The sequence below is a fragment of the Helicobacter sp. NHP19-003 genome, from assembly GCF_019703305.1.
GTDB classification, from domain to species: Bacteria; Campylobacterota; Campylobacteria; order Campylobacterales; family Helicobacteraceae; genus Helicobacter; species Helicobacter gastrocanis.
Genome location: NZ_AP024814.1, coordinates 1,377,706 through 1,396,809 on the forward strand (window position 1 = coordinate 1,377,706; position 19,104 = coordinate 1,396,809).

At 48.0% G+C, this 19,104-nt stretch carries 23 protein-coding genes and 1 pseudogene; 8 read left to right on the plus strand and 16 right to left on the minus strand.

Going from position 1 to position 19,104, the window contains the following annotated elements:
* Position 1 precedes the first annotated feature (1 nt).
* The 5 genes from K6J72_RS08600 (at position 2) to K6J72_RS07135 (ending at position 2,885) form a co-directional block, all read left to right on the plus strand.
* Positions 2-331: a GmrSD restriction endonuclease domain-containing protein gene (locus K6J72_RS08600; RefSeq protein WP_347709315.1), complete on the plus strand. Its 330-nt coding sequence runs from the start codon at positions 2-4 to the stop codon at positions 329-331.
* Positions 216-773, plus strand: a complete 558-nt coding sequence (locus K6J72_RS08500; protein ID WP_260320565.1) for a DUF262 domain-containing protein — start codon at positions 216-218, stop codon at positions 771-773. Before K6J72_RS08600 ends, K6J72_RS08500 begins: the two co-directional genes overlap by 116 nt.
* Positions 743-1,822: an HNH endonuclease family protein gene (locus tag K6J72_RS08505; protein ID WP_260320566.1), complete on the plus strand. Its 1,080-nt coding sequence runs from the start codon at positions 743-745 to the stop codon at positions 1,820-1,822. The genes K6J72_RS08500 and K6J72_RS08505 overlap by 31 nt, the downstream gene beginning before the upstream one ends.
* Positions 1,819-2,067, plus strand: coding sequence for a DUF262 domain-containing protein (locus tag K6J72_RS07130; protein ID WP_221279395.1), 249 nt, complete (start codon positions 1,819-1,821; stop codon positions 2,065-2,067). The genes K6J72_RS08505 and K6J72_RS07130 overlap by 4 nt, the downstream gene beginning before the upstream one ends.
* Before the next feature lie 224 nt (positions 2,068-2,291).
* Positions 2,292-2,885: a hypothetical protein gene (locus tag K6J72_RS07135; protein ID WP_221279396.1), complete on the plus strand. Its 594-nt coding sequence runs from the start codon at positions 2,292-2,294 to the stop codon at positions 2,883-2,885.
* Here K6J72_RS07135 and K6J72_RS07140 read toward each other — a convergent pair.
* The 15 genes from K6J72_RS07140 to K6J72_RS07205 all read right to left on the minus strand — a co-directional run bounded on the left by K6J72_RS07140 (position 2,802) and on the right by K6J72_RS07205 (position 15,750).
* Positions 2,802-3,161: an outer membrane beta-barrel protein gene (locus K6J72_RS07140; RefSeq protein WP_221279397.1), complete on the minus strand. Its 360-nt coding sequence runs from the start codon at positions 3,159-3,161 to the stop codon at positions 2,802-2,804. The genes K6J72_RS07135 and K6J72_RS07140 overlap by 84 nt on opposite strands.
* Positions 3,151-3,372 (minus strand): hypothetical protein, encoded by a 222-nt coding sequence (locus tag K6J72_RS07145; RefSeq protein ID WP_221279398.1) that lies wholly within the window; start codon positions 3,370-3,372, stop codon positions 3,151-3,153. The genes K6J72_RS07140 and K6J72_RS07145 overlap by 11 nt, the downstream gene beginning before the upstream one ends.
* Before the next feature lie 442 nt (positions 3,373-3,814).
* Positions 3,815-4,879 carry a hypothetical protein gene (locus K6J72_RS07150; protein ID WP_221279399.1) on the minus strand — a complete coding sequence of 355 codons (1,065 nt, stop codon included), beginning with the start codon at positions 4,877-4,879 and terminating at the stop codon, positions 3,815-3,817.
* A gap of 192 nt (positions 4,880-5,071) precedes the next feature.
* Complete coding sequence (locus K6J72_RS07155; RefSeq protein ID WP_221279400.1) at positions 5,072-5,710, minus strand: ABC transporter ATP-binding protein; 639 nt, start codon at positions 5,708-5,710, stop codon at positions 5,072-5,074.
* Positions 5,701-6,318: an ATP-binding cassette domain-containing protein gene (locus K6J72_RS07160; RefSeq protein ID WP_221279401.1), complete on the minus strand. Its 618-nt coding sequence runs from the start codon at positions 6,316-6,318 to the stop codon at positions 5,701-5,703. The genes K6J72_RS07155 and K6J72_RS07160 overlap by 10 nt, the downstream gene beginning before the upstream one ends.
* Positions 6,311-7,090 (minus strand): ABC transporter permease, encoded by a 780-nt coding sequence (locus K6J72_RS07165; protein WP_221279402.1) that lies wholly within the window; start codon positions 7,088-7,090, stop codon positions 6,311-6,313. The genes K6J72_RS07160 and K6J72_RS07165 overlap by 8 nt, the downstream gene beginning before the upstream one ends.
* Positions 7,084-7,794, minus strand: coding sequence for an ABC transporter permease (locus K6J72_RS07170; RefSeq protein WP_260320568.1), 711 nt, complete (start codon positions 7,792-7,794; stop codon positions 7,084-7,086). The genes K6J72_RS07165 and K6J72_RS07170 overlap by 7 nt, the downstream gene beginning before the upstream one ends.
* Positions 7,749-8,018: an ABC transporter permease family protein gene (locus tag K6J72_RS08510; RefSeq protein ID WP_260320569.1), complete on the minus strand. Its 270-nt coding sequence runs from the start codon at positions 8,016-8,018 to the stop codon at positions 7,749-7,751. Before K6J72_RS08510 ends, K6J72_RS07170 begins: the two co-directional genes overlap by 46 nt.
* Before the next feature lie 8 nt (positions 8,019-8,026).
* Complete coding sequence (locus K6J72_RS07175) at positions 8,027-9,538, minus strand: ABC transporter substrate-binding protein (RefSeq protein WP_221279403.1); 1,512 nt, start codon at positions 9,536-9,538, stop codon at positions 8,027-8,029.
* Positions 9,539-9,659: 121 nt separating this feature from the next.
* Positions 9,660-9,863: a hypothetical protein gene (locus K6J72_RS07180; protein WP_221279404.1), complete on the minus strand. Its 204-nt coding sequence runs from the start codon at positions 9,861-9,863 to the stop codon at positions 9,660-9,662.
* Positions 9,864-9,920: 57 nt separating this feature from the next.
* Positions 9,921-11,144, minus strand: a complete 1,224-nt coding sequence (locus K6J72_RS07185; protein ID WP_221279405.1) for a sugar MFS transporter — start codon at positions 11,142-11,144, stop codon at positions 9,921-9,923.
* The gene (pgi, locus tag K6J72_RS07190) at positions 11,145-12,794 is read right to left on the minus strand and encodes a glucose-6-phosphate isomerase (protein ID WP_221279406.1); all 1,650 of its coding nucleotides are present in this window, start codon (positions 12,792-12,794) and stop codon (positions 11,145-11,147) included.
* A complete protein-coding gene (locus tag K6J72_RS07195) occupies positions 12,791-13,777 on the minus strand; it encodes a glucokinase (RefSeq protein WP_221279407.1) in 987 nt (328 codons plus the stop codon). The genes pgi and K6J72_RS07195 overlap by 4 nt, the downstream gene beginning before the upstream one ends.
* On the minus strand, positions 13,761-14,435 hold the full coding sequence (gene pgl, locus K6J72_RS07200; protein ID WP_221279408.1) for a 6-phosphogluconolactonase: 675 nt from the start codon (positions 14,433-14,435) through the stop codon (positions 13,761-13,763). Before pgl ends, K6J72_RS07195 begins: the two co-directional genes overlap by 17 nt.
* Positions 14,428-15,750 (minus strand): glucose-6-phosphate dehydrogenase, encoded by a 1,323-nt coding sequence (locus K6J72_RS07205; protein WP_221279409.1) that lies wholly within the window; start codon positions 15,748-15,750, stop codon positions 14,428-14,430. Before K6J72_RS07205 ends, pgl begins: the two co-directional genes overlap by 8 nt.
* A gap of 71 nt (positions 15,751-15,821) precedes the next feature.
* On the opposite strand from K6J72_RS07205, the gene edd reads away from it, so the two are divergent.
* The 3 genes from edd to K6J72_RS08515 are packed head-to-tail and all read left to right on the plus strand — an operon-like array spanning position 15,822 to position 18,439.
* Positions 15,822-17,615, plus strand: a complete 1,794-nt coding sequence (gene edd / locus K6J72_RS07210) for a phosphogluconate dehydratase (protein ID WP_221279410.1) — start codon at positions 15,822-15,824, stop codon at positions 17,613-17,615.
* A 2-nt stretch (positions 17,616-17,617) separates the two neighbouring features.
* Positions 17,618-18,247: a bifunctional 4-hydroxy-2-oxoglutarate aldolase/2-dehydro-3-deoxy-phosphogluconate aldolase gene (locus K6J72_RS07215; protein ID WP_221279411.1), complete on the plus strand. Its 630-nt coding sequence runs from the start codon at positions 17,618-17,620 to the stop codon at positions 18,245-18,247.
* A gap of 57 nt (positions 18,248-18,304) precedes the next feature.
* On the plus strand, positions 18,305-18,439 hold the full coding sequence (locus K6J72_RS08515) for an HP0135 family lipoprotein (RefSeq protein ID WP_260320570.1): 135 nt from the start codon (positions 18,305-18,307) through the stop codon (positions 18,437-18,439).
* Positions 18,440-18,442: 3 nt separating this feature from the next.
* Here K6J72_RS08515 and K6J72_RS08660 read toward each other — a convergent pair.
* A pseudogene (locus K6J72_RS08660) lies at positions 18,443-19,046 on the minus strand (LysE family transporter).
* Between the last annotated feature and the right edge of the window lie 58 nt (positions 19,047-19,104).

The window sequence follows — 19,104 nt, forward strand, 5'->3', positions numbered from 1 at the left end:
GATGCAAACCGATGGTTTTTGCCCTATAAGGGAAGATGGTTTATGTCCTGTGAAAGCATTAGAGGAGCTAAATTTTAAAATCCCCGACTACCAACGAGGGTATCGCTGGGGCGAAAAAGAAGTACAGGTTTTGCTCAAAGACATTGTACGCTTTATCCAAAAGAGTAAAGCAGAGGAGGAGTTTTACAGCCTACAACCCATTGCGGTGCAAAAAAGTGGAGGAGAAAGGAAGGGAAATTTACCATGTCATCGATGGGCAACAACGGCTCACCACGATTTTTTTAATCATCAAGTACTTCGAGTGGAGGGATTTATTCACCCTCCATTATGAAACGAGAGAGGGGAGTTTTCAATTTTTACAAAATATCCAAGATCCATCCATATATCCTCAAAAACTCAATATTGATTTTTACCATTTTAAAGAGGCTTACAGAGCGATTAAAGACTATGTAGAAGGGGAGAAAAAGAAGTTCTTTGATATACAAAAACAAGAGTTTTTCAACACTCTGTACCATAGGTGCAAACCGCTTTGGCATGAAAGTGAAGACGATGAAAAAGAGGTGTTTGTGCGTCTCAATAGTGGAAAAATCCCCCTCATGGAAGCAGAAAAAATCAAAGCATTGTTTTTAGCAAAGAAAGATGAATATCGTGAGGAGGATATCAAAAAAGAGCTGAAAAATGGTACAACGCAGAGAAAAAGGCTAGAGAAGAGAGGGATTTTATTTATTGTGTCTTGGAGCGTGTGGAAGCTAATGACATCATGGAAATCGTAGAGTTTGTGGGGGATAAAGAATATAGAAAACCAGCCCTATTAGACGACATCCAAGGGATCACAGCTTATCTCAAAGCTATTGTGCCCTATCAAGATGAAGAGGATTATTTGTTTACCTATTTCGACAAACAATATGAAAATGAATCCATGGAGGATGAGCGGGATAAGCTTGAAGAAGCGATGGCCACACTTTCGGGCTTTGTATCAAAAAAAGGCAGTGAGGTTGTTGAACGGGAAATTTTCCACCATCTTGGCTTTTTGATTTATACGGGTACGGGTGGTAGGATCTATGACTTGTACCAACAATGGTTAGAGCATGGGAGTGAAAAAGAGTTTGCCAACTACCTTTTTAGACAGGTGCAAAAATATATCCAGCTTTCACTCAAAAACAAAAGCTTAGGGGATTTAACTTTCCATGACAATAAGCAAACTCTTCAAAACACCCTCTTGCTTTTTAATTTGGCTCATCTCATCGGTGACCAATCTTCCAATGCCTACTTCCAATTCAACCGCTTTGTCTTGGAGCAGTGGAGCTTAGAGCACATTTACGCACAAAACTCTAAAAGTGTATGCCCCACCAAGGATCAACCCATGACCGCAGAAAATGAGAAAAACATCAAAAGCTGGCTTAAAGAAGTGCGGAAGTATTTAGAAAATGATCGGCTTTACGAGAAGATCGACCGTGCTCTTGACAAAACAGGAAAGAAATTTTTTCAATATATAGGGAGTCAAAACTTATTGGGCGTGATCGATGGGGATTTCATGGATCATCAAGCTTTACACCGCTTACAAAACCTCACTTTACTAGATAGGGAGTCCAATAGTGCAATCGGCAACCTCATCTTTAGCGAAAAGCGTAAAAAAATCGAGGAACGCAAACACCAACACAAGTTAATCCCAATTTGTACACAGATGGTGTTTGAAAAAGCCTTTTCTGATTCCCAAAATCCAAGTAATCCTGATGTCTTCACCGCACAGGATCAAGAAAACTATTTGGATAAAATCATAGAGTGTTTAGGAAAATACGGCATCAACAAGGACAATGCATGATGCCCATGACTTTTCTAGGATTTTTAGATTGTTACCCCCACATAGAAGTCCCCATGTTGCAAAGGGATTATGCACAAGGACGGCTGTCCCAAAAAAATGTAGCGGACAATTTTTTAGATGCCCTTTTTGAAGTTGTGAAGGGTAAAAAACCCGCCCTGCACCTTGATCTCATCTATGGCTATAAAGATCAAGAAGGGGGAGTCTTTAAACTCATCGATGGGCAGCAACGCATCACCACTCTGTGACTCTTGCATTTTCTCTTGTTTAGACGGGCAGAATGCTTGGATGCCATCAAAACACGGCTAGCTAAATTCACCTACCATACAAGGGAGAACTCTAAGGAATTTTGCGAAAAACTTTTAAAAAAATCTAGTTCTTTTGCAACCGACAAGTGGCCCAGTGAAACGATCTTACAAGGGGGAAATTTGGTGAAAAAGAGGACCTTAAAAACGACCCCACCATTAAAGCTATGATCTGCACCCTCGATCGCTTGTATGAACGCCTAGAGGACATCAAAGATAAGGACAAGGATTTTTTAAAGCGTTTAGAGTATAAAGAGCACTTAGAGGATAGATTGAAGTACATCACCTTTAGTGTGATCGACATGGGTGCGTTTGGATTGGGTGAAGAACTTTACATTAAGTTGAATGCACGGGGCAAAGCCTTGAGCAAATTTGAAAACCTCAAAGCCTTTATAGAGCAGCAAACCAGTATTCCCCATGAACTCTTGAGTGCCATTGACAATAAATGGAGCGATTACTTTTTTGATGCAACACAACCCAAAACTTTCGATCTACGCTTTTTCCATTTTTTGCACTATGCTAATGCCTTTTTTATATTAGATGGAGGTACAGGAGAAAAACTTGAAGCCATCTTTGATACAAAGTGTGCCATCGACAAAAAATACACCCCTCTAAGGCAAGAGATGAATTTGTACTTGCTAGATAGAGTGGTGGATGTGTTGCCAAAATGGGATGGTTTAAGGGAAAAACGCCCCAAACTCCACACTGACCAAGTGTTTTTTCACCCGCAAGCCAAGAGAGATGGGCAGTTGGAAGTTTAACGCCCCCTGCTCGCTTGTAAAGGTGGTGCTTTGGCCCTGTAAAAGCCCGCCTTGGTATTGGATTTTCGCGCTGAACTCTTGGGCCACCCCTGCCACGCGCGCCCAGCGTTGCACAGCCAGCTCAAACCCACCAAAGAGCCCAAAGATGAAGTCCTTCTTCTCATACAGACTAACCAGCGCGTCCATGCCCAGCCCCAAATAGGCGACATCTCTTTGCCCGAAGTTTTGGCTAAAGTCCAAATGGTAGCGCAGGCCAAAGCGGCGTTTAGCCCCCATGAAATGCTTGAAGCCCAGCCCTAAATTGTAGCCCCCCAACGAGAAGGAATCGTGATAGGGGGGTGGGGGTGCTAAGGTGCGTGCCGGCTTTAGCGGTGGCTTGCGCCTTGAGCGTGGCTTGTGAATAAACCCCCCCCGTGTAAACAAAAATCCCTCCATACTCGGCAGACAACGCCCCACACAACAGGAGCAAAAAGGCTAAAAAACGCAAAAAAACCCTTTAAAAAACAATCAGGGGGGCATGATAGCCAAATCATCTTTACCACTAGCTTTAGGGCGCGCGTGGTGAATGTGAAAGGGCAACGCGCGCTGGTGGTGTGAGGCTCAAGTTATTTTAACCATGATGTGTTAAAATGCGCAGATACTTTGCGTGTCCACTTTAAGCGATTTGGAGCAACTGACTTCGGTTAGTGGGTTAGGGATCACAGTGGGAAGAAACGTAACGCGTTTCCTCAAAAGGAGACACGCAGATGAAACTTATCATTGTCCTAGTGGTCGTGATGGTGCTCGCTTCACCATTACGCTAAAGCCTTGAGTGGGGGCGGACGCTTTAGGGTGTCCGCCCTTGCTCTAACCACTAGGGCAAGTATAACCTTATTTTTCTTGCCATTTCTTAAATCTTTGACATGCTCCCCATAGCTATAGTTGGGGGCTTACAACCTAAACCCCTTTTTGGGCTTGCCAAAACGCGTTTTCACCCGGGCTTTAATTTGGCGGTAGTCGACCATTTGGCGCGTGCGCGCCAAGCGCATGGCAAATTCCAGCGCGTCTAGGCAGTCGTCATGCGCGCCTTTGGGGTAGGTCTCAAGCTCGCTGACAAGCTCGTGGCTGAATTGCTCGATGACAAGAGAGCGGTCGGCTAAAAGGGGGGCGAGGCTGTCTATGCGCATCTCTTTGTGCGCCGTGTTTTTCAACTCAATCGGCCTAAAAAAGCTAAGCCCTAGCTCTAGGGCGCGCTTTTTGAGCTGGTCTTTAAAAAACGCTTGAAACGCCACCACTTCAATACCGACCTTAATGAAGGGGCAGATTTTATGCGCGTGGCTGTAGGTTTCAAGGACAATGCCGATCATTTTGTCGGGTTTTTCTTTGTAGGCGCGCACGCTGGCAAAGTAGCGCATTTGGGCTTTGCAAAAAAACACGCAGGCGATGGCGAAGAAGTCGCCCTTGTCCTTGCCAAGCGCAGGGTCGATGCCCATAAAGACCGCGTCTATTTTCTCGGGCAAGTTTTCATAAGTGGCAAAGTCGCCCAAAATCGCGTCTTTAGAGTGGGTGGGGGTGTTTTGGAACTCGGCAAAAAACGCGCTTTTGTTTTGCAAAAACTCCATCAGCACCTCTTTTTTATCTAGGCTGGAGTCGTCTAAAAGCACACTGTCAAGATCGTAGCCATCGATGTTGGCTGGGCTTAGGCCGTCTATCTTTGGGCCAAAGTCCAGCACGAGGGGGAAATTGTAGCTCTTGGCATTGTAGCGGTTTTCTAAACGCAACAAAAGGCACTCCTCGTGTAAGGTCGTGCCCACCACCAGCACACTATAATCGCCCTTTCTGGCGGGCAATTTGAGCACCGCGCTTTCAAATTGCTTGTAGATGTCCTCGCGGTATTTCTTAGATTGGATTCTTTGGCCATTTTCCACATCATCGCAAATGATTAAGTCCGGTCGTTTGCCTAAAAAGTTTAGCCCCCCACCATAAAGCCTCTTTTGCAAAACAAAATCTATCATGGCTGTACCGCCGCCACTCTTAGGGCTTAAACCCACTTGCTCCAATAAACTTGATGTGGCAATGTTGAACGCCTTGCGTGTTGCTTGTGTAGGGTAAAAATTTTTAGATTGCGGGCAAGGTTTAACAAAAAGGGTGCAACACGCCCATCATATTAAGTCAGCCTAAACAATTAAAACTTTTCAGCTTAACGCCTAGAGCAACATCCCTCCATCAAGCCTTAAAAACCGCTCACAATACCCCCTGGCTAAAGCTTCATCGTGGGTGATGAAAAGCATTGTGATTTGCTTCTCTTGTTGGTAGGTGCGCGCCACTTGCATGATTTCGTGCTTCAGCTTTTTATCCAGCGCGCTTGTGGTTTCATCTAAGAGCAACACCTCGGGGCAAACCAGCATCGCCCGTGCGATGCCTAGCCTTTGCCTCTCGCCTCCGCTTAACTCCCTGGGGTAGCGCTCTAAAAGTTTGGGGCTTAATTTGGCAAACTCTAAAGCCTCGTTTAACAAGGCGTGGGTTTTAAACCGCCGGCACACACTGCCTAACAAATCCTTCACTTTTTTAGAAGGGTTGAGGGCAGTGAGTTGATCTTGAAAAATATACTGTAACACCTGCCTAAAGGGCTTTTCCTCCATTTGTAAAATGTCTTGTTGCTCGTATAAAACTTGCCCCCCATTGAAAGGCTCTAAACGGGCAATGCACTTTGCCAGTGTGCTTTTGCCACACCCACTAGCCCCCATCAGTGCCACCAACTCCCCCCTCTCTAGACTAAAACTCACCCCATCTAACACCTTTTGTGCCCCATAGGACTTAGACAGCTCCAGCACCTCTAAAAGCATAAATACTCCTTAATTGCGCCAAAATAGGCTCCCCGCCCACTCTTCAACACCAGCACCTCATCGCATAATTTTAACGCCACTTCCTCATCATGCGTGATCACCACCCTTTGCACGGATAAACTCAAAAGCAAATCTATAACACCTTGCGTGTTTGATTTATCTAGCGAACTTGTCACCTCATCTAAAAATAAAATTTCTTTCTTTAGGGCTAAATTTAAAGCGATTTGTACCCGACTCGCCATCCCCCGACTGAGCTCATGGGGGTAAGCCCCCCACACCTTCAAGGGGACATTAAGGCTCTCTAGCAAGTTTTTGCCTTTGGCGGTGTGCTCTTTTAGCACCATTTTAAAGGTGTCTTTAATCTTAAGGTAAGGGTAAAAACAAGAAATGCAGTCTTGAAACACATAGCCCGCTTGTGCGCTTAAGGCCAAGTGGGTGTAATGCACACTAAATGTGGAGGGCAATAGCCCACAAAACGCCTTAGCCAAAGTGCTTTTGCCACTCCCACTCACGCCCAAAATGGCTAAATGCTTAGCCGTGCTAAAACTGATATTTTGTAAAATCGCCCCACTAGGGCTAGACACACCCAAATTTTGCACGCTAAGCACGCCCACGCTCCCCCGCCCACGCTAAAGCAAAGACCACTAAAAACACCGCTAAACCCGGCACCAGCACCAGCCACCACACCCCCGTAAAAATCGCCTGCGAAGCCTCGTTTAGCATGTTGCCTAAACTCGCCTCCCCCACTTTTAACCCCAGCCCAAAGAAACTAAGCAGGGCCTCGGCACTGATGGCATGCGCGCAGGTATTTGCTAAAAGCACAAACACGCTGTTCTTAGCCAAAGGCAAAATCTCTAAAAAGGCGATCTCAAGCCGACTTGCTCCCAAAGCCCGCTCATTGGTGATAAACTCCCTTGTGGCAATTTCTCTAAAGCTATCGGCTAAAACTTTTGCCATTTGCGGCCACAAAAAAAGCGATAACAGCCCGCCCAAGCCCAAAAGCCCTAGCCCCCGTTGGCTAAATGCGCTAAAAAGCAAAATCAACAATAAATTAGGCAAAGCCAAAAAGCCATCCAAAAAGCCCAGCAAGCCAGAGCGCCCCCACTTGGGCGCAAACAGCACTAAAAAAGCAAAGGCTAAGGCAATGACTAATGCCAAAAACCCCCCCACAAGCCCCACAAAAACGGAGTTTCTTAAAGCAAACAAGAGTCTTGAAAACTCATCCCTGCCCAAAAAATCCGTACCTAACCAATGCGTGTGGCTTGGGGGCAACTTCAACGCCTCCAAATGTATGGCAGTCGGGTCAAAGGGTGCAAAAAGGGGCAAGCACAAGATCAAAAGCAAGCCCCCCAGCACAAGGATAAACTTCAACTTCACCATTTGGGATTAAGCCATTTTGCTAAAAGTGCCACGCCGACATTCAGCCCCACGACAAAAAAGGCACTCAACATGATGATGCTCAAGGCTAGAGGATAGTCTTTGTGTAAGAGGGCGTTGATGGTGCTTTGCCCGATCCCGCCAATGGAAAACACGCTCTCCACGACATAAGTCCCTCCCAAAATCGCTCCCGCGTTTGCTGCAAAATACCCCACAATGGGTAAAAAACAAAAGCGCAACACCAGCCAAAACCGCCACGCTCTACTCACCCCCCACGCTTGATAACTTAAGCAAAAAGGTTCTTTGAAAGTGTCTAGCACCACCGAGCGCACAAGGCGGGTGTAGATGGCTAAATGCGACAAGGTCAGAACACATATGGGCAAGAACATGTGGCGCATTAAATCGCCAAAAGTGGGGCTTGCGCCTATTTCACCCACCCCAGAGCTAGGCAACCAGCCTAAAAGCACGCTAAACAACATGATCGCCACTAACCCTAGCCAAAAACTCGGCACACTAAAAAAGCCTAGAGTGGTGTAAATGATCGTTTTATCCAGCCATGAGTCTTTAAAATACGCCCCAACCACCCCCAAAATCAACGCCAAAACAAAACTGAGCCCAAAACTCGTTAACCCCAATATTAATGTGTAGGGCAAACCCTCTTTTAAAATGCTTGCCACACTCTCCCCACTTGCCAAACTAACCCCCAAATCCCCCTTAAAAACCGCCCCAACCACTCAAAATAGCGCACCAAAAGAGGGCGATCTAGACCTAAATTTGCCAACAAGCGGGCTTTAAGAAGAGGGTTGGCTGCTTGCACACCATCGCCATAAATACCTGATAGCACACTCCCGCTTGACCAGTCCAGCGCCACAAACACCACAAAGCTAAAGACCAGCAAAAGCACACATGCCCCCATAATTTTTCTAAACACAAAAGGCACTAATCCTTGCTCCACTCGGCAACATCATAAGTGAACCTAGCCCCATGATGCCCTAAAATTGTGGGCTTGATGCCATGGACATTAGAGCGGTAGGCTAAGGGATAGCGCAAATACACCAAAAACGCAAAGGGCGGATTGTTGTGCAAATCCTCAATGAATTTAGCGTACCACAATTTGCGAGTCGCCCTGCTTGTGGCGGTGCGGGCTTTGTTTAAAGCCAAGTCCACCGCTTGGTCGCTGTAGTGGTTGTAGTTCCACTCCATGTTTGTAGCAAAGATGCGGTAGGTTTGTAGGTCAGGGTCTAGGGGGCTGCCCCAGCCGATGATGAAGCTGTCCACTTTGCTGATTTCAAACGCCCCGTGGTTTTTGGCGATCGCTGTGGCTTTAATCCCCACTCTGGCTAACTCACTTTGTAAAATATTCGCCAAAGTTACCCTTAAAGGATCGGTGTTGAAGGCGTAAATGTCAAAGGCTAAAGGTTTGCCATTTTTATAAAAAACTTTGTCTTTCAGCACCCAGCCATCTTTTTTTAAGATTTCTTGGGCTTTGCCTGGGTCATAGGGGTAGGCTTTGGCTTTGGAGTCGTTTGCCCAGCTTGCTTGTATGGGGTTGTTAGCCACAAAGCCATAGCCGTGCAAGATTTTTTGGGCGATTAGGGGGCGGTTGATGGCGTAGTTGATGGCAAGCCGCACAACTAAGGACTTTAAAAGAGGGTTGTCAAAGTTAAACATTAATGCCCGATAATCAGCACTCTTGCAATCTAAGATTTTAATGTGCGGATCGCTCTCCAAGCTCTTGCTTAAATTTGGCTCCACTAGGGCGACATCAATCGCCCCGCTCTTGACCTCATAGGTGCGGACATTGAAATCGGGGACAATCTTTAACACGGCCTTTTTAGATTTGGGTGCACCCCGATAAAATTTGTCGTTGGCGACAAAGCTGATATACGCCCCCTTTTGCCAGCGCACGAATTTAAAGGGCCCTGTGCCGATGGGGTGTTGATTGAAAGGGTCGGTGTTTAAATCCTTGCCCTCTAAGAGGTGTTTAGGCAAAATGCCGACACTCAAGACATCTAAAAGCGGGGGGAAGGGGGCTTTTAGGGTGATTTTTAAGGTGTAAGCGTCTAGTACCTGCACGCTTTTGATCTCGCTAAAATTCGCCCGCGCGGGGGCGTTGAGCTTAGGATTTTGGGCTTGCTCTAGAGTGAATTTGACATCTTGCGCACTGAAGGACTTGCCATCATGCCACAAAACGCCCTTTCTTAAGTGAAACACCCAAATTAAGCCATCGGGGCTCACCTCCCAGCTTGTAGCTAAATCGGGTTGTGGGCGCATGTCGGGGCTAAGACGGGTCAATCCGCTAAAGACAAAATCGAGCGCGCTGTCGTGGTCCTCGTCAAAAAGGGGGTTGATGCGGGCGGTCTCGTTCTCCACGCCGATGACTAAAGTATCTTTAGGAGTCGCGGCAAAAAGGGGGAGTGCCAACAAACAAGCAAGGAGAAATCTCAACATAGTGTTCCTTTAGTGCTATGTTTGTATTATTAGTATGATTTTCTTAAAAGATGGTTAACGGATAGGTGTTTTTTATCTCAAAGCGCGCATAAGGCACGCGCTTTTTAAGTGGCTGGCCGGATTAGACCTCTGTGCACTTTTTTTTGAGGGTTGCACTGTGTGCTGGAGAGACAGGAGCGGTGTGCGTTAAAGCCACTTGGGCATACTGCGCCCGCAAGCCATCTAAGCGCACCTTAGCGGCGGCGCATTCCGTTCGTAAGTAACCCAGTTGTTTTTGTAAAGCATCCAACAGCAAGACGAGTTTAGCATGTTGTTGTGCATTCATCTCGACTCCTTGACTTAATTTAAGCTCCTAGTCTAGCACTTTCTTTTAAATGCTTGCTTAATGGACATGCGTGCGCTCTCTAACAGAGTAAAAATAGACCGCAAAGACCAAGATATAAACATAGCACGCCATAGGCACCATGTAAGAGATCAAAATCCCAAAGCTGTGTATGTCGGCGATGTAACCCTGGATGATGGGCACAACCGCCCCCCCCACAATCGCCATGCAGACAATCCCAGAAGCTTGGCTTGTGAATCGCCCCAAGCCCTTTGTGGCTAGAGAAAAGATCGTGGGGAACATGATGGAGTTAAACAGCCCGATGGAGAGTAAAAAGTAAATGCTTGTGGCGTTGTGTAAGGCCAAAGCGATGCCAAGCAAGAGAATATTTACACTCGCATTGAAGGCAAGGCATTTGTGGGGGGCGATTTTTTGCATGACTAAGCTGCCGATGAAACGCCCCACCATCGCCCCACCCCAGTAGTAGATCAAATTGTGCGAGCCGACTTTTTCAGGGATGTGGGCGATTTCCTCCATCGTTAAGACCAAGAATGAGCCGATCGACACCTCTCCACCCACATAAAAAAAAATCGCTCCTGCCCCAAAGACAAAATGGCGGTACTCTAGCGCACTTTTTTTGCCATCGTGGTTGTGTTCGCTGATTTGCTCGGCTCTCTCACGCACATCGGGCAGTTTCAAAAAATAGACAATGATCCCTAAGACAATCAATGTCCCGGCGATCATTAAATAGGGGATTTGCACCGATTGTGCCTCTTTGACCTTGTCGATGATTTTATCGGTGTTAGAGGCAATCAAATACGCCCCAAAAAGTGGCCCAAGGGTGGTGCCCAAAGAGTTAAAGGCCTGCACTAAAGTGAGCGCGCTGGCCTCTTTGCCGGGGGCTAGCAAAGTTACAAAGGGGTTGCCAGCGGTTTGTAAAAGTACGACCCCACTGGCTAAAATAAAGAGTGCTCCTAAGAAAATGGGATAGGACGCTGTGGAGGCAGCGGGGTAGAATAAAATACAGCCGATCGCGCTGAGTAAAAAGCCCCCCACCACGCCGGCGGGGTAGCCGATTTTCTCCAGCAATTTGCCGAAAAATCCGCCCGTGATGAAGTAAGCCCCAAAGAAACAAAACTGCACCAAAGCCGCCTCTGTGTGGTTGAGCTCAAAGATTTTTTTCAAGTGTGGGATCAGCACATCGTTTAAAACGGTGATGAAGCCCATCGCAAAAAACAAAGCGGTCAAGGCCGCGAGTGCAAAAGTGTTGCTCTTGGTTTGCATTTAAACTCCTTTGTTAAACGCTTGATAGACTTCTACTAAGTGTTGTGTAGAAGCGTCTAGGGGCTTTGTGGGGCTTTTGCCCTTAAGGCGTTCCAAAATGCCCTTTGCCAACTCTTTACCCAATTCCACCCCCCACTGGTCAAAACTATTGATGTTCCAAACCACGCCTTGCACGAAGATTTTGTGTTCGTAAAGGGCGATGAGTGCCCCCACACTCTTAGGACAAATAGTGTCTAGCAAAATCACATTGCTAGGGCGGTTGCCCGAAAACACCCGATGGTGCGCTAAACTCTTGGCTTTCTCTGCATCCTTTCCCATGTCTATGAGCTCTTGGTAAGCCTGCTTATAGTCCTTGCCCTGCATAAAGGCCTGGGCTTGGGCAAACATATTGCTCACTAAAATGTCGTGGTGTTCGGGTAAATGCCCCTCTTTGCTTAAGGACACGATGAAGTCAATTGGGCTGATGTGCGTGCCCTGGTGCAAGAGTTGAAAAAACGCATGTTGGGAGTTGATCCCCAAATCCCCCCAAATGATGGGTCCTGTGTCGTAGTCTACGGCTTGTCCCTCTAAAGTGGTGCTCTTGCCATTGCTCTCCATGTCCAACTGTTGGATGAATCTAGGGAAGTAGCGCAAGTACTGGTCATAAGGGGCGATGAGGTGGCTGCCTGCATCGAACAGATTGATGTACCAAATGCCAAGTAGGGCTAAAATCACAGGCATGTTGCGCTCAAAAGGGGCGTTTTTAAAGTGCTCATCCATTTCATACGCCCCACACAACAAATCTTTAAAATTCTGTTTGCCTAAATAAATCATGATCGAAAGCCCGATCGCCGACCACAGACTATAACGCCCCCCTACCCAATTCCAGAAGCTAAACATGTTTTGTGTGTCGATCCCAAAGGCTTGCACGGCTTCTTTATTCGTGGAAACGGCGACAAAGTGTTTAGCAATGTGGGCTTCATTGAGCGCATGGGCTAAAAACCATTGCCTAGCGCTTAGGGCGTTAGTTAGGGTTTCTTGTGTAGAAAAAGTCTTAGACGCCACAATGAAAAGCGTGGTTTCCGGGTGGATTTTGTCCAACACGCCCTGTAATTGTGTCCCGTCCACATTAGACACAAAGTACATATTCAAACGGGGGCTGGCAAAGTGGCGCAACGCCTTACACACCATTAAAGAGCCCAAATCTGAGCCACCGATGCCAATATTGACCACATCGGTGATGACCTGATTTGTGTAGCCCAGCCACTCCCCACAGCGCACCATGTCGCTAAACTTCTCCATGCGTTCTAAAACTTGGTACACCTGAGGCAAGACATCCACGCCATCTACAAAAATAGGCTCTTGCCCCTGATAACGCAAAGCCGTATGCAAAGCGGCGCGTTCTTCTGTACTGTTGATTTTCTCGCCGCTAAACATGGCTTGGATTTTTTCAGCTAGCCCGCACTCTTTGGCTAAGTCCCTTAGAAGTTTTAAAGTCGTGTCGTCTATGCGGTTTTTAGAGTAATCTAAACTCACAGAGCCATTTTTTAAAAAATATCGTTTGGCACGCTGGGGGTCGGCTTGAAACATGTCTTTCATGTGTTGCTGTTTCATGCCCTCAAAATGTTCTTGTAGGGCTTTAAAGGCGGCAAGTTGTGTCAAGGCTTTCATGCGTTCTCTTTGCGTAGGTGGTTTTCTAGGGCGATGCCAACCCCAGCAATGCCGGGATATTTAGCCAGCACTACATACACGGGGATTGCAGCCAAGTAGGCATCAAAGCGCCCTTTGTTTTCAAAGCGGATTCGAAAGGGGGAGGTTTTGAAGTACTCGAGAAAGCGCGGGATGATCCCCCCACACAAATACACCCCACTCCTTGCGCCCAAAACCAAAGCCATGTTAGAAGCCACTGTGCCTAAAATTGTGCAAAATAAGTCTAAAGTCAAACGGCATAGGGGGGAATTGCCGCTTAGGGCTTGCTCGCCGATGCGCTTTGGAGTCATTTGAGAGGATTTGATCCCCTCTCTGTTTGCCAAAGCCTCGTAGATCAACACCAGCCCCGCCCCGCTTAAAAAGCGCTCAGCGGACACATGCCCGTATTTTTTCTTGGCGTACTTCCATAGCATGATCTCAGTGTCGTCAAAAGGCGCAAAGCTCACATGCCCGCCCTCGCCCGCCAAAGCCACATACGAGCCATCATGGCAGGGGATGAGTGCACTGACCCCTAACCCCGTGCCAGGTCCTATCACGAGCTTGGGCGCACCAATGGCACACATTGTCCCGCCCACTTGCACCAGCTCCTCCTCTTTGAGTTGAGAAATGCCATAGGCTTGGGCGGTGAAGTCGTTGATGACCAAGAGCGTAGAAAAGCCCAATGCTTGGCGGGTGGTTTCCACAGAAAACGCCCAGTGATGGTTGGTCATCTGTATCCAATCGCCCACCACAGGGTTAGCCAGCGCAAAGGCGGCGTGTTTGATGTTTGGATGCCCCATATCTTTAAGATAACGCCTTGTGGCATCCACAATCGTGTCAAAATCTTGACAAGCTAAAACCTCTACAGATTCTAATTGCCCGGGGGCGACCTCTAGTCCAAAGCGGGCGTTTGTCCCCCCGATGTCGGCTAAAAGGCGCGGATAGTTGTCAGGCGCAGTAGACATGGCAAACCACCTTTTGAGAATGCAAGATGTAAGAAATGGGTAAACTAGGTTCTAGGGCAAGACATGCACGCTCAAACACCGCCCTTTTTTGATCCCCGCTGATGAGTAAAAACAATTCTTGGCAACTTTCAAGTGCCTTTAAGGACATGCTCAGGCGTTTAAAGGGCGCACTTGTGGGGGTTGTAGCGACGATGGGTTCTTTGCTGGTTAGGGCGTTTTCATACTCAGGCGCACAGGCAAAGAGCGAAGCCGTGTGCCCATCTGCGCCCATGCCAAGCACTGCCAAATCGGACTGCGTGTAGCTCGCTCTCGCATGTTTTAACATCTCTTCAGTGCTGACACTCGAGTCCAAGACTAGGGGCGTGAAAGGGGCGGCTTGGGCTTTGTTTTTCAAAAAATGCGTGTGCACCAACAGGGCGTTGTTTTCAGGGTCCATCAAGGGCAAAACCCTCTCATCCACGAGGCTGATGCGGCACTTGCCCCACTCTAGGGGCATTTGGCTCAACTCTTGCAAAAACAAAATGGGCGACTTACCCCCTGAGAGGGCAAGCCCTGTGCGCTCTTTCACGCTTAAAATCCGCCTCAGTTGCGTGGCGATCTCAATAGCTAGAGCCTGCGCGCTCTCTTTGGGGCTGTTGAAAGAATAAAGTTTAAACATGGGCAAACCACTCCCGGTTGTCTTGATGTAAGAGATCAAAGGCGGCCTGTGGCCCAAAGCTGCCGACCGTATAGGGCAAGAGGGGGGTTAGGTTTTCATGCCAACTTTGTAAAATAGGGTCTACAAAGCTCCAAGCGGCTTCTAGCTCGTCTTGGTGGTTGAAGGGGGCTTGGTTGCCCGCCACCACCTCTAAAATCAGCCGCTCATAAGCGTCCATCCCCGAATCTAGCGTGCTTTTCAAAGCCCCCATGCCCTGCAGTTGCAGCTCTAGGCTACACTGGGGCTGTATGGTGTAAACCAGGGCCTGTGGAGGGCCCTTAAACACAAAGACCACTTGCACCAAGGATATACCCATGCGCTTGCCCGTGCGCAGGTAAAAAGGCACGCCCTGCCAGCTTGGGTGGTCTAACTCCAGCTTTAAAGCGACAAAAGTTTCCGTTTGGCTGTTGTGGTTTACTTGCTCTTCCTCTGTATACCCCTTTAACCCCCCGCCTGCTATGTATTGCCCCCGCACGACTTGACTTTTTAGGGCTGCTCGGCTTAGGGGTTTTAGGCTTTTTAGAATTTCTAACTTCGCTTGCCTCGTGCGTTCTATAGGGATGTTTGCGGGGATGGTGCTTAGGGCAAGTATTTGCAACATATGGTTTTGGAGCATGTCGCGCAAAGCCCCCATCGGGTCATAAAAGCCTCCGCGGCTCTCCACTCCTAATGTCTCTAACACGCTGACTTGCACATGGTCTAAGTAATTTGCCCCAAGCAAGCCGGCTAAAAAGGGATTGTTGTGGCGCAAGTAAAAGAGATTGTGCACGCTTTGTTTGCCTAAGTAGTGGTCGATGCGGTAAATTTGCTCTTCTTTGAAGTGTTGCCCGATTTCTTGGCAAATCTCTTGGCAAGATTTTAAATCCGTGCCCAAAGGCTTTTCCAACACGATTTTGATATTGGGGGTGTTTAAGCCCACAGCGGCGAGGTTTTGGCAGGCTTTGGCAAAAAACTCTGGGGCGATGGAGAAGTAAATGATTGTGTTGGGATGGGTGGCTTGAAGTGCCTTAAAATCCTCTAGCCTTGTCAAATCTAGGGGGGTATAACTGATGTTTGCGCTAAAATCCTCCCACGCACTGGGGTCTAGACTTTTGATATATTCTTGTGCCCTTGTGTTGAGTTTGTCTAGAAACTCTGGTGTGCTTAAGGGGCTTTTGGCGCAAGCGCAGATGCTGGGTTTTAGGCCTGCTTGGCTTGCCCTAAACAGGGCGGGGAAGATTTTGCGCATGGCCAAATCGCCCGTGGCCCCTAGTAAGATGAAGTGGCACTCTTGCATGGCTCTCCTTTTTTAGAGATTTTAAAAATTGTAGTATCATTGCGCCCATAAACGACTATACGGAGGTACACATGCCCAAAAAAGCCCTAGAGGACATTACCAAAGGTATCATTGAACGCAGTCGCGAAACCAGAGAGGCCTACTTAGAGCGCACCTCTAAGGCGCAACGCAAAATCCAGCGCGAGGATTTGGGCTGTGCGAATTTAGCGCACACCTATGCTGGCTTGCCCGAGCACATCAAGGCAAAGATCAAGACAAATGACAAGCCAAACTTTGCGATCATCTCCGCTTACAATGACATGCTCTCGGCACACAAACCCCTAAAAGATTACCCGGACTGGATCAAAGAAACCCTCTTACAACACGAGGCGTTTGGGCAAATGGCCGGTGGCGTGCCGGCGATGTGCGATGGAATCACGCAAGGCTATAGTGGTATGGAGCTTAGTTTGTTTTCGCGCGATGTGATTGCCATGAGTACGGCTATTGCGCTCTCACACAATGTCTTTGATGGGGCGTTTTACCTCGGCGTGTGCGATAAAATTGTGCCGGGGTTACTCATCGGGGCTCTTAGTTTTGGACATCTGCCTGCAATCTTCGTCCCCGCTGGCCCTATGGCTAGCGGGCTAGCAAATGCCCAAAAATCTAAAGTGCGTGAGCTTTTTGCGCAGGGCAAGGTGTCTAGGCAAGAGCTTTTGGAGAGTGAAATGAAATCCTACCACTCAGATGGCACATGTACCTTCTATGGCACGGCTAACTCTAACCAAATGATGGTGGAGCTCATGGGGTTGCACCTGCCAAACTCCGCCTTTATACACCCCCACACTCCGCTAAGAAAAGCCTTAGTCCACAAAGCTGCCACCTTAATGGCGACACAAACCCCCAAACCCATCGGAGAGATGATCACCGAAAAGAACATTGTCAACGCCATCGTGGGCCTTATGGCAACGGGGGGTTCTACAAACCACACCATCCACTTGATCGCCATCGCCAAAGCTGCCGGGATCGTGATCAATTGGGACGACTTTGCCGCCATTTCTAAAATCACCCCATTACTTGCCAAAATTTATCCCAACGGGCAGGCCGATGTCAACCAATTTGAGGCGGCAGGCGGGTTAGCCTTTGTGGTGCGTGAGTTGTTAAATGCCGGGTTGTTGCACGAGGATTGCCATACAATCATGGGGCAGGGTTTAAAGCCCTACACACAAAACCCCTACTTAGATGGGGAGAAAGTGGTTTACAAAGAGGGGGCAAAAGCAAGCCACAACACCGACATTTTAAGGGGCGCTGCAGAGCCCTTTTTGCCCAATGGGGGGCTTGAAATCCTTAAGGGCAATGTGGGGCGGGCTGTGATGAAAGTGTCGGCCGTTGATGCTAAACACCACACCATCAAAGCCCCCGCCCTGATCTTTGAGTCGCAACAGGATTTCATCGATCGTTTCAATCGCCAAGAGTTGCAAAAAGATTTCATCGCCATTTTGCCCTACCAAGGTCCTAGGGCTAATGGCATGCCCGAGTTGCACAAACTCACCCCCATTTTAGGCACTCTGCAAGATCAGGGCTTTAAAGTCGCCCTTGTAACAGATGGGCGCATGAGTGGGGCATCGGGTAAAGTGCCCGCCGCGATTCAGGTGAGTCCAGAGGCACTTTTAGGCGGGGGGATTGCCAAAATCCAAGATGGGGACATATTGCTCTTAGATGCCAAAGAGGGGATTTTGCAAGTGTTGGTGGAGGATCAAGAGTGGAAGGAACGCTTGCCCTCTGTGCCCTTTTTGCGTGATCCCTTTGGGAGCGGGCGTGAACTCTTTGCCGGCATGCGCCTTCTAGCCGGGAGCACGGAAACGGGCGCAGTGATCTTTGGAGAGTAGCCATGCAAGCCTTTGACATTTTAAACGCCGGGCGCATTGTCCCCGTGATGGTCGTTGAAGAAGCCAAAGACGCCGTGCCTTTGGCTAGGGCTTTGGTGCAGGGGGGCATTCAGGTGCTAGAGATCACCTTGCGCACCAAAGAGGCTTTAGGGGCGATCGAGTGGATCAGCCAAGAAGTGCCCGAGGCAGTTGTGGGTGCGGGCACGGTGTTGAGTGCGCTAGATTTTAAGAAAGCACAGGAAGCGGGGGCCAAGTTTGCCATAAGCCCTGGGTTCACTTTAGCCTTAGCCAACGCTTCTAAAGAGAGCCAAATCCCGCTCATCCCCGGCGTGGCGAGTGCCAGCGAGGTGATGTTGGCTTTGGAGCATGGTTTCAAACATTTAAAGTTCTTTCCGGCACAGGCGGCTGGAGGTGTGGCGATGCTTAAATCTTTTGCTGGTCCCTTTAAAGAGGTGTATTTCTGCCCCACTGGGGGGATTTCTTTGGAAAACATGGAGGCTTATCTTAAGTTAGACAATGTGCTGTGTGTGGGGGGGTCGTGGTTAGCCCCCAGAGAGTTTGTGCAAGCCAAAGAGTGGGCTAAAATCACGCAAATTGCCCAAAAAAGCGTAGCAGCGGCTGGGGGTATTTAGGGCTTTTTAACCTTTTGGGTTTATAATGGACACTTAGATTTTTCTGAAAGGATTGCGATGCGCGTATTGCTTTTGGCGGGGATTTTGGCCTTTTTATGCACCGCTTGTAGCGAAACCAAACAACAAATTCTAGAGGACGAAAAGGATTACACCCCCTCAGAAAAGACCATTTGGCAACCCGAACAAAAATAACCCCTAAAGCCACGCCTTGGTGTGGCGGGCTAAAATAAACAGCGCAAAGGCAGTAAAAATCAAGGCGCAAAGGTAGTCGGCCACTTTGTAGTATTTGCCATAGAGGGCGCGCATTTTGTCCTTAGAAAATAGAAAAGCCACCGCTGCAAAATACAAAAGAGTCTCCACTTCCAAGCAGCAAGTGAGCCAAATGAGTGTGGCGTTGCTGTAAAAGAGATTAAGTCCCGAAAAAATGCTGCCAAAATAAAGCATGGCTTTGGGGTTTAAAAGATTGGTGAAAAATCCGCTTAAAAAAAACTCGCCTTGTACTAACGGGCTTGAATTTAATGGGCGCACTAGGTCTTAGGCACAAAAACGCCAAATAGAGCAAATAAAACGCCCCTAAAAGAGCCAAAGAAGTTTGCAAAAAAGGAAAAGCGATGGACAAACTTTTTAAGCCAAACAAGGAGAGCACAATCCACACCAAATTGCCAAGCCCCACGCCCAAAACCGCTTTTAAAGCGTGTTTAAATTGTGTTTTAAGGGCATAGGCACTGATTAGAAAGAAATCTGGTCCCGGGGTCAGCAATGCCAAAAAATGGATTCCCAACACCACCCATAGACCCACACAAAGCCTTTAATTTTTGGTGGATTATAACGTTTTAAGCACACGCACTTAAGTTATA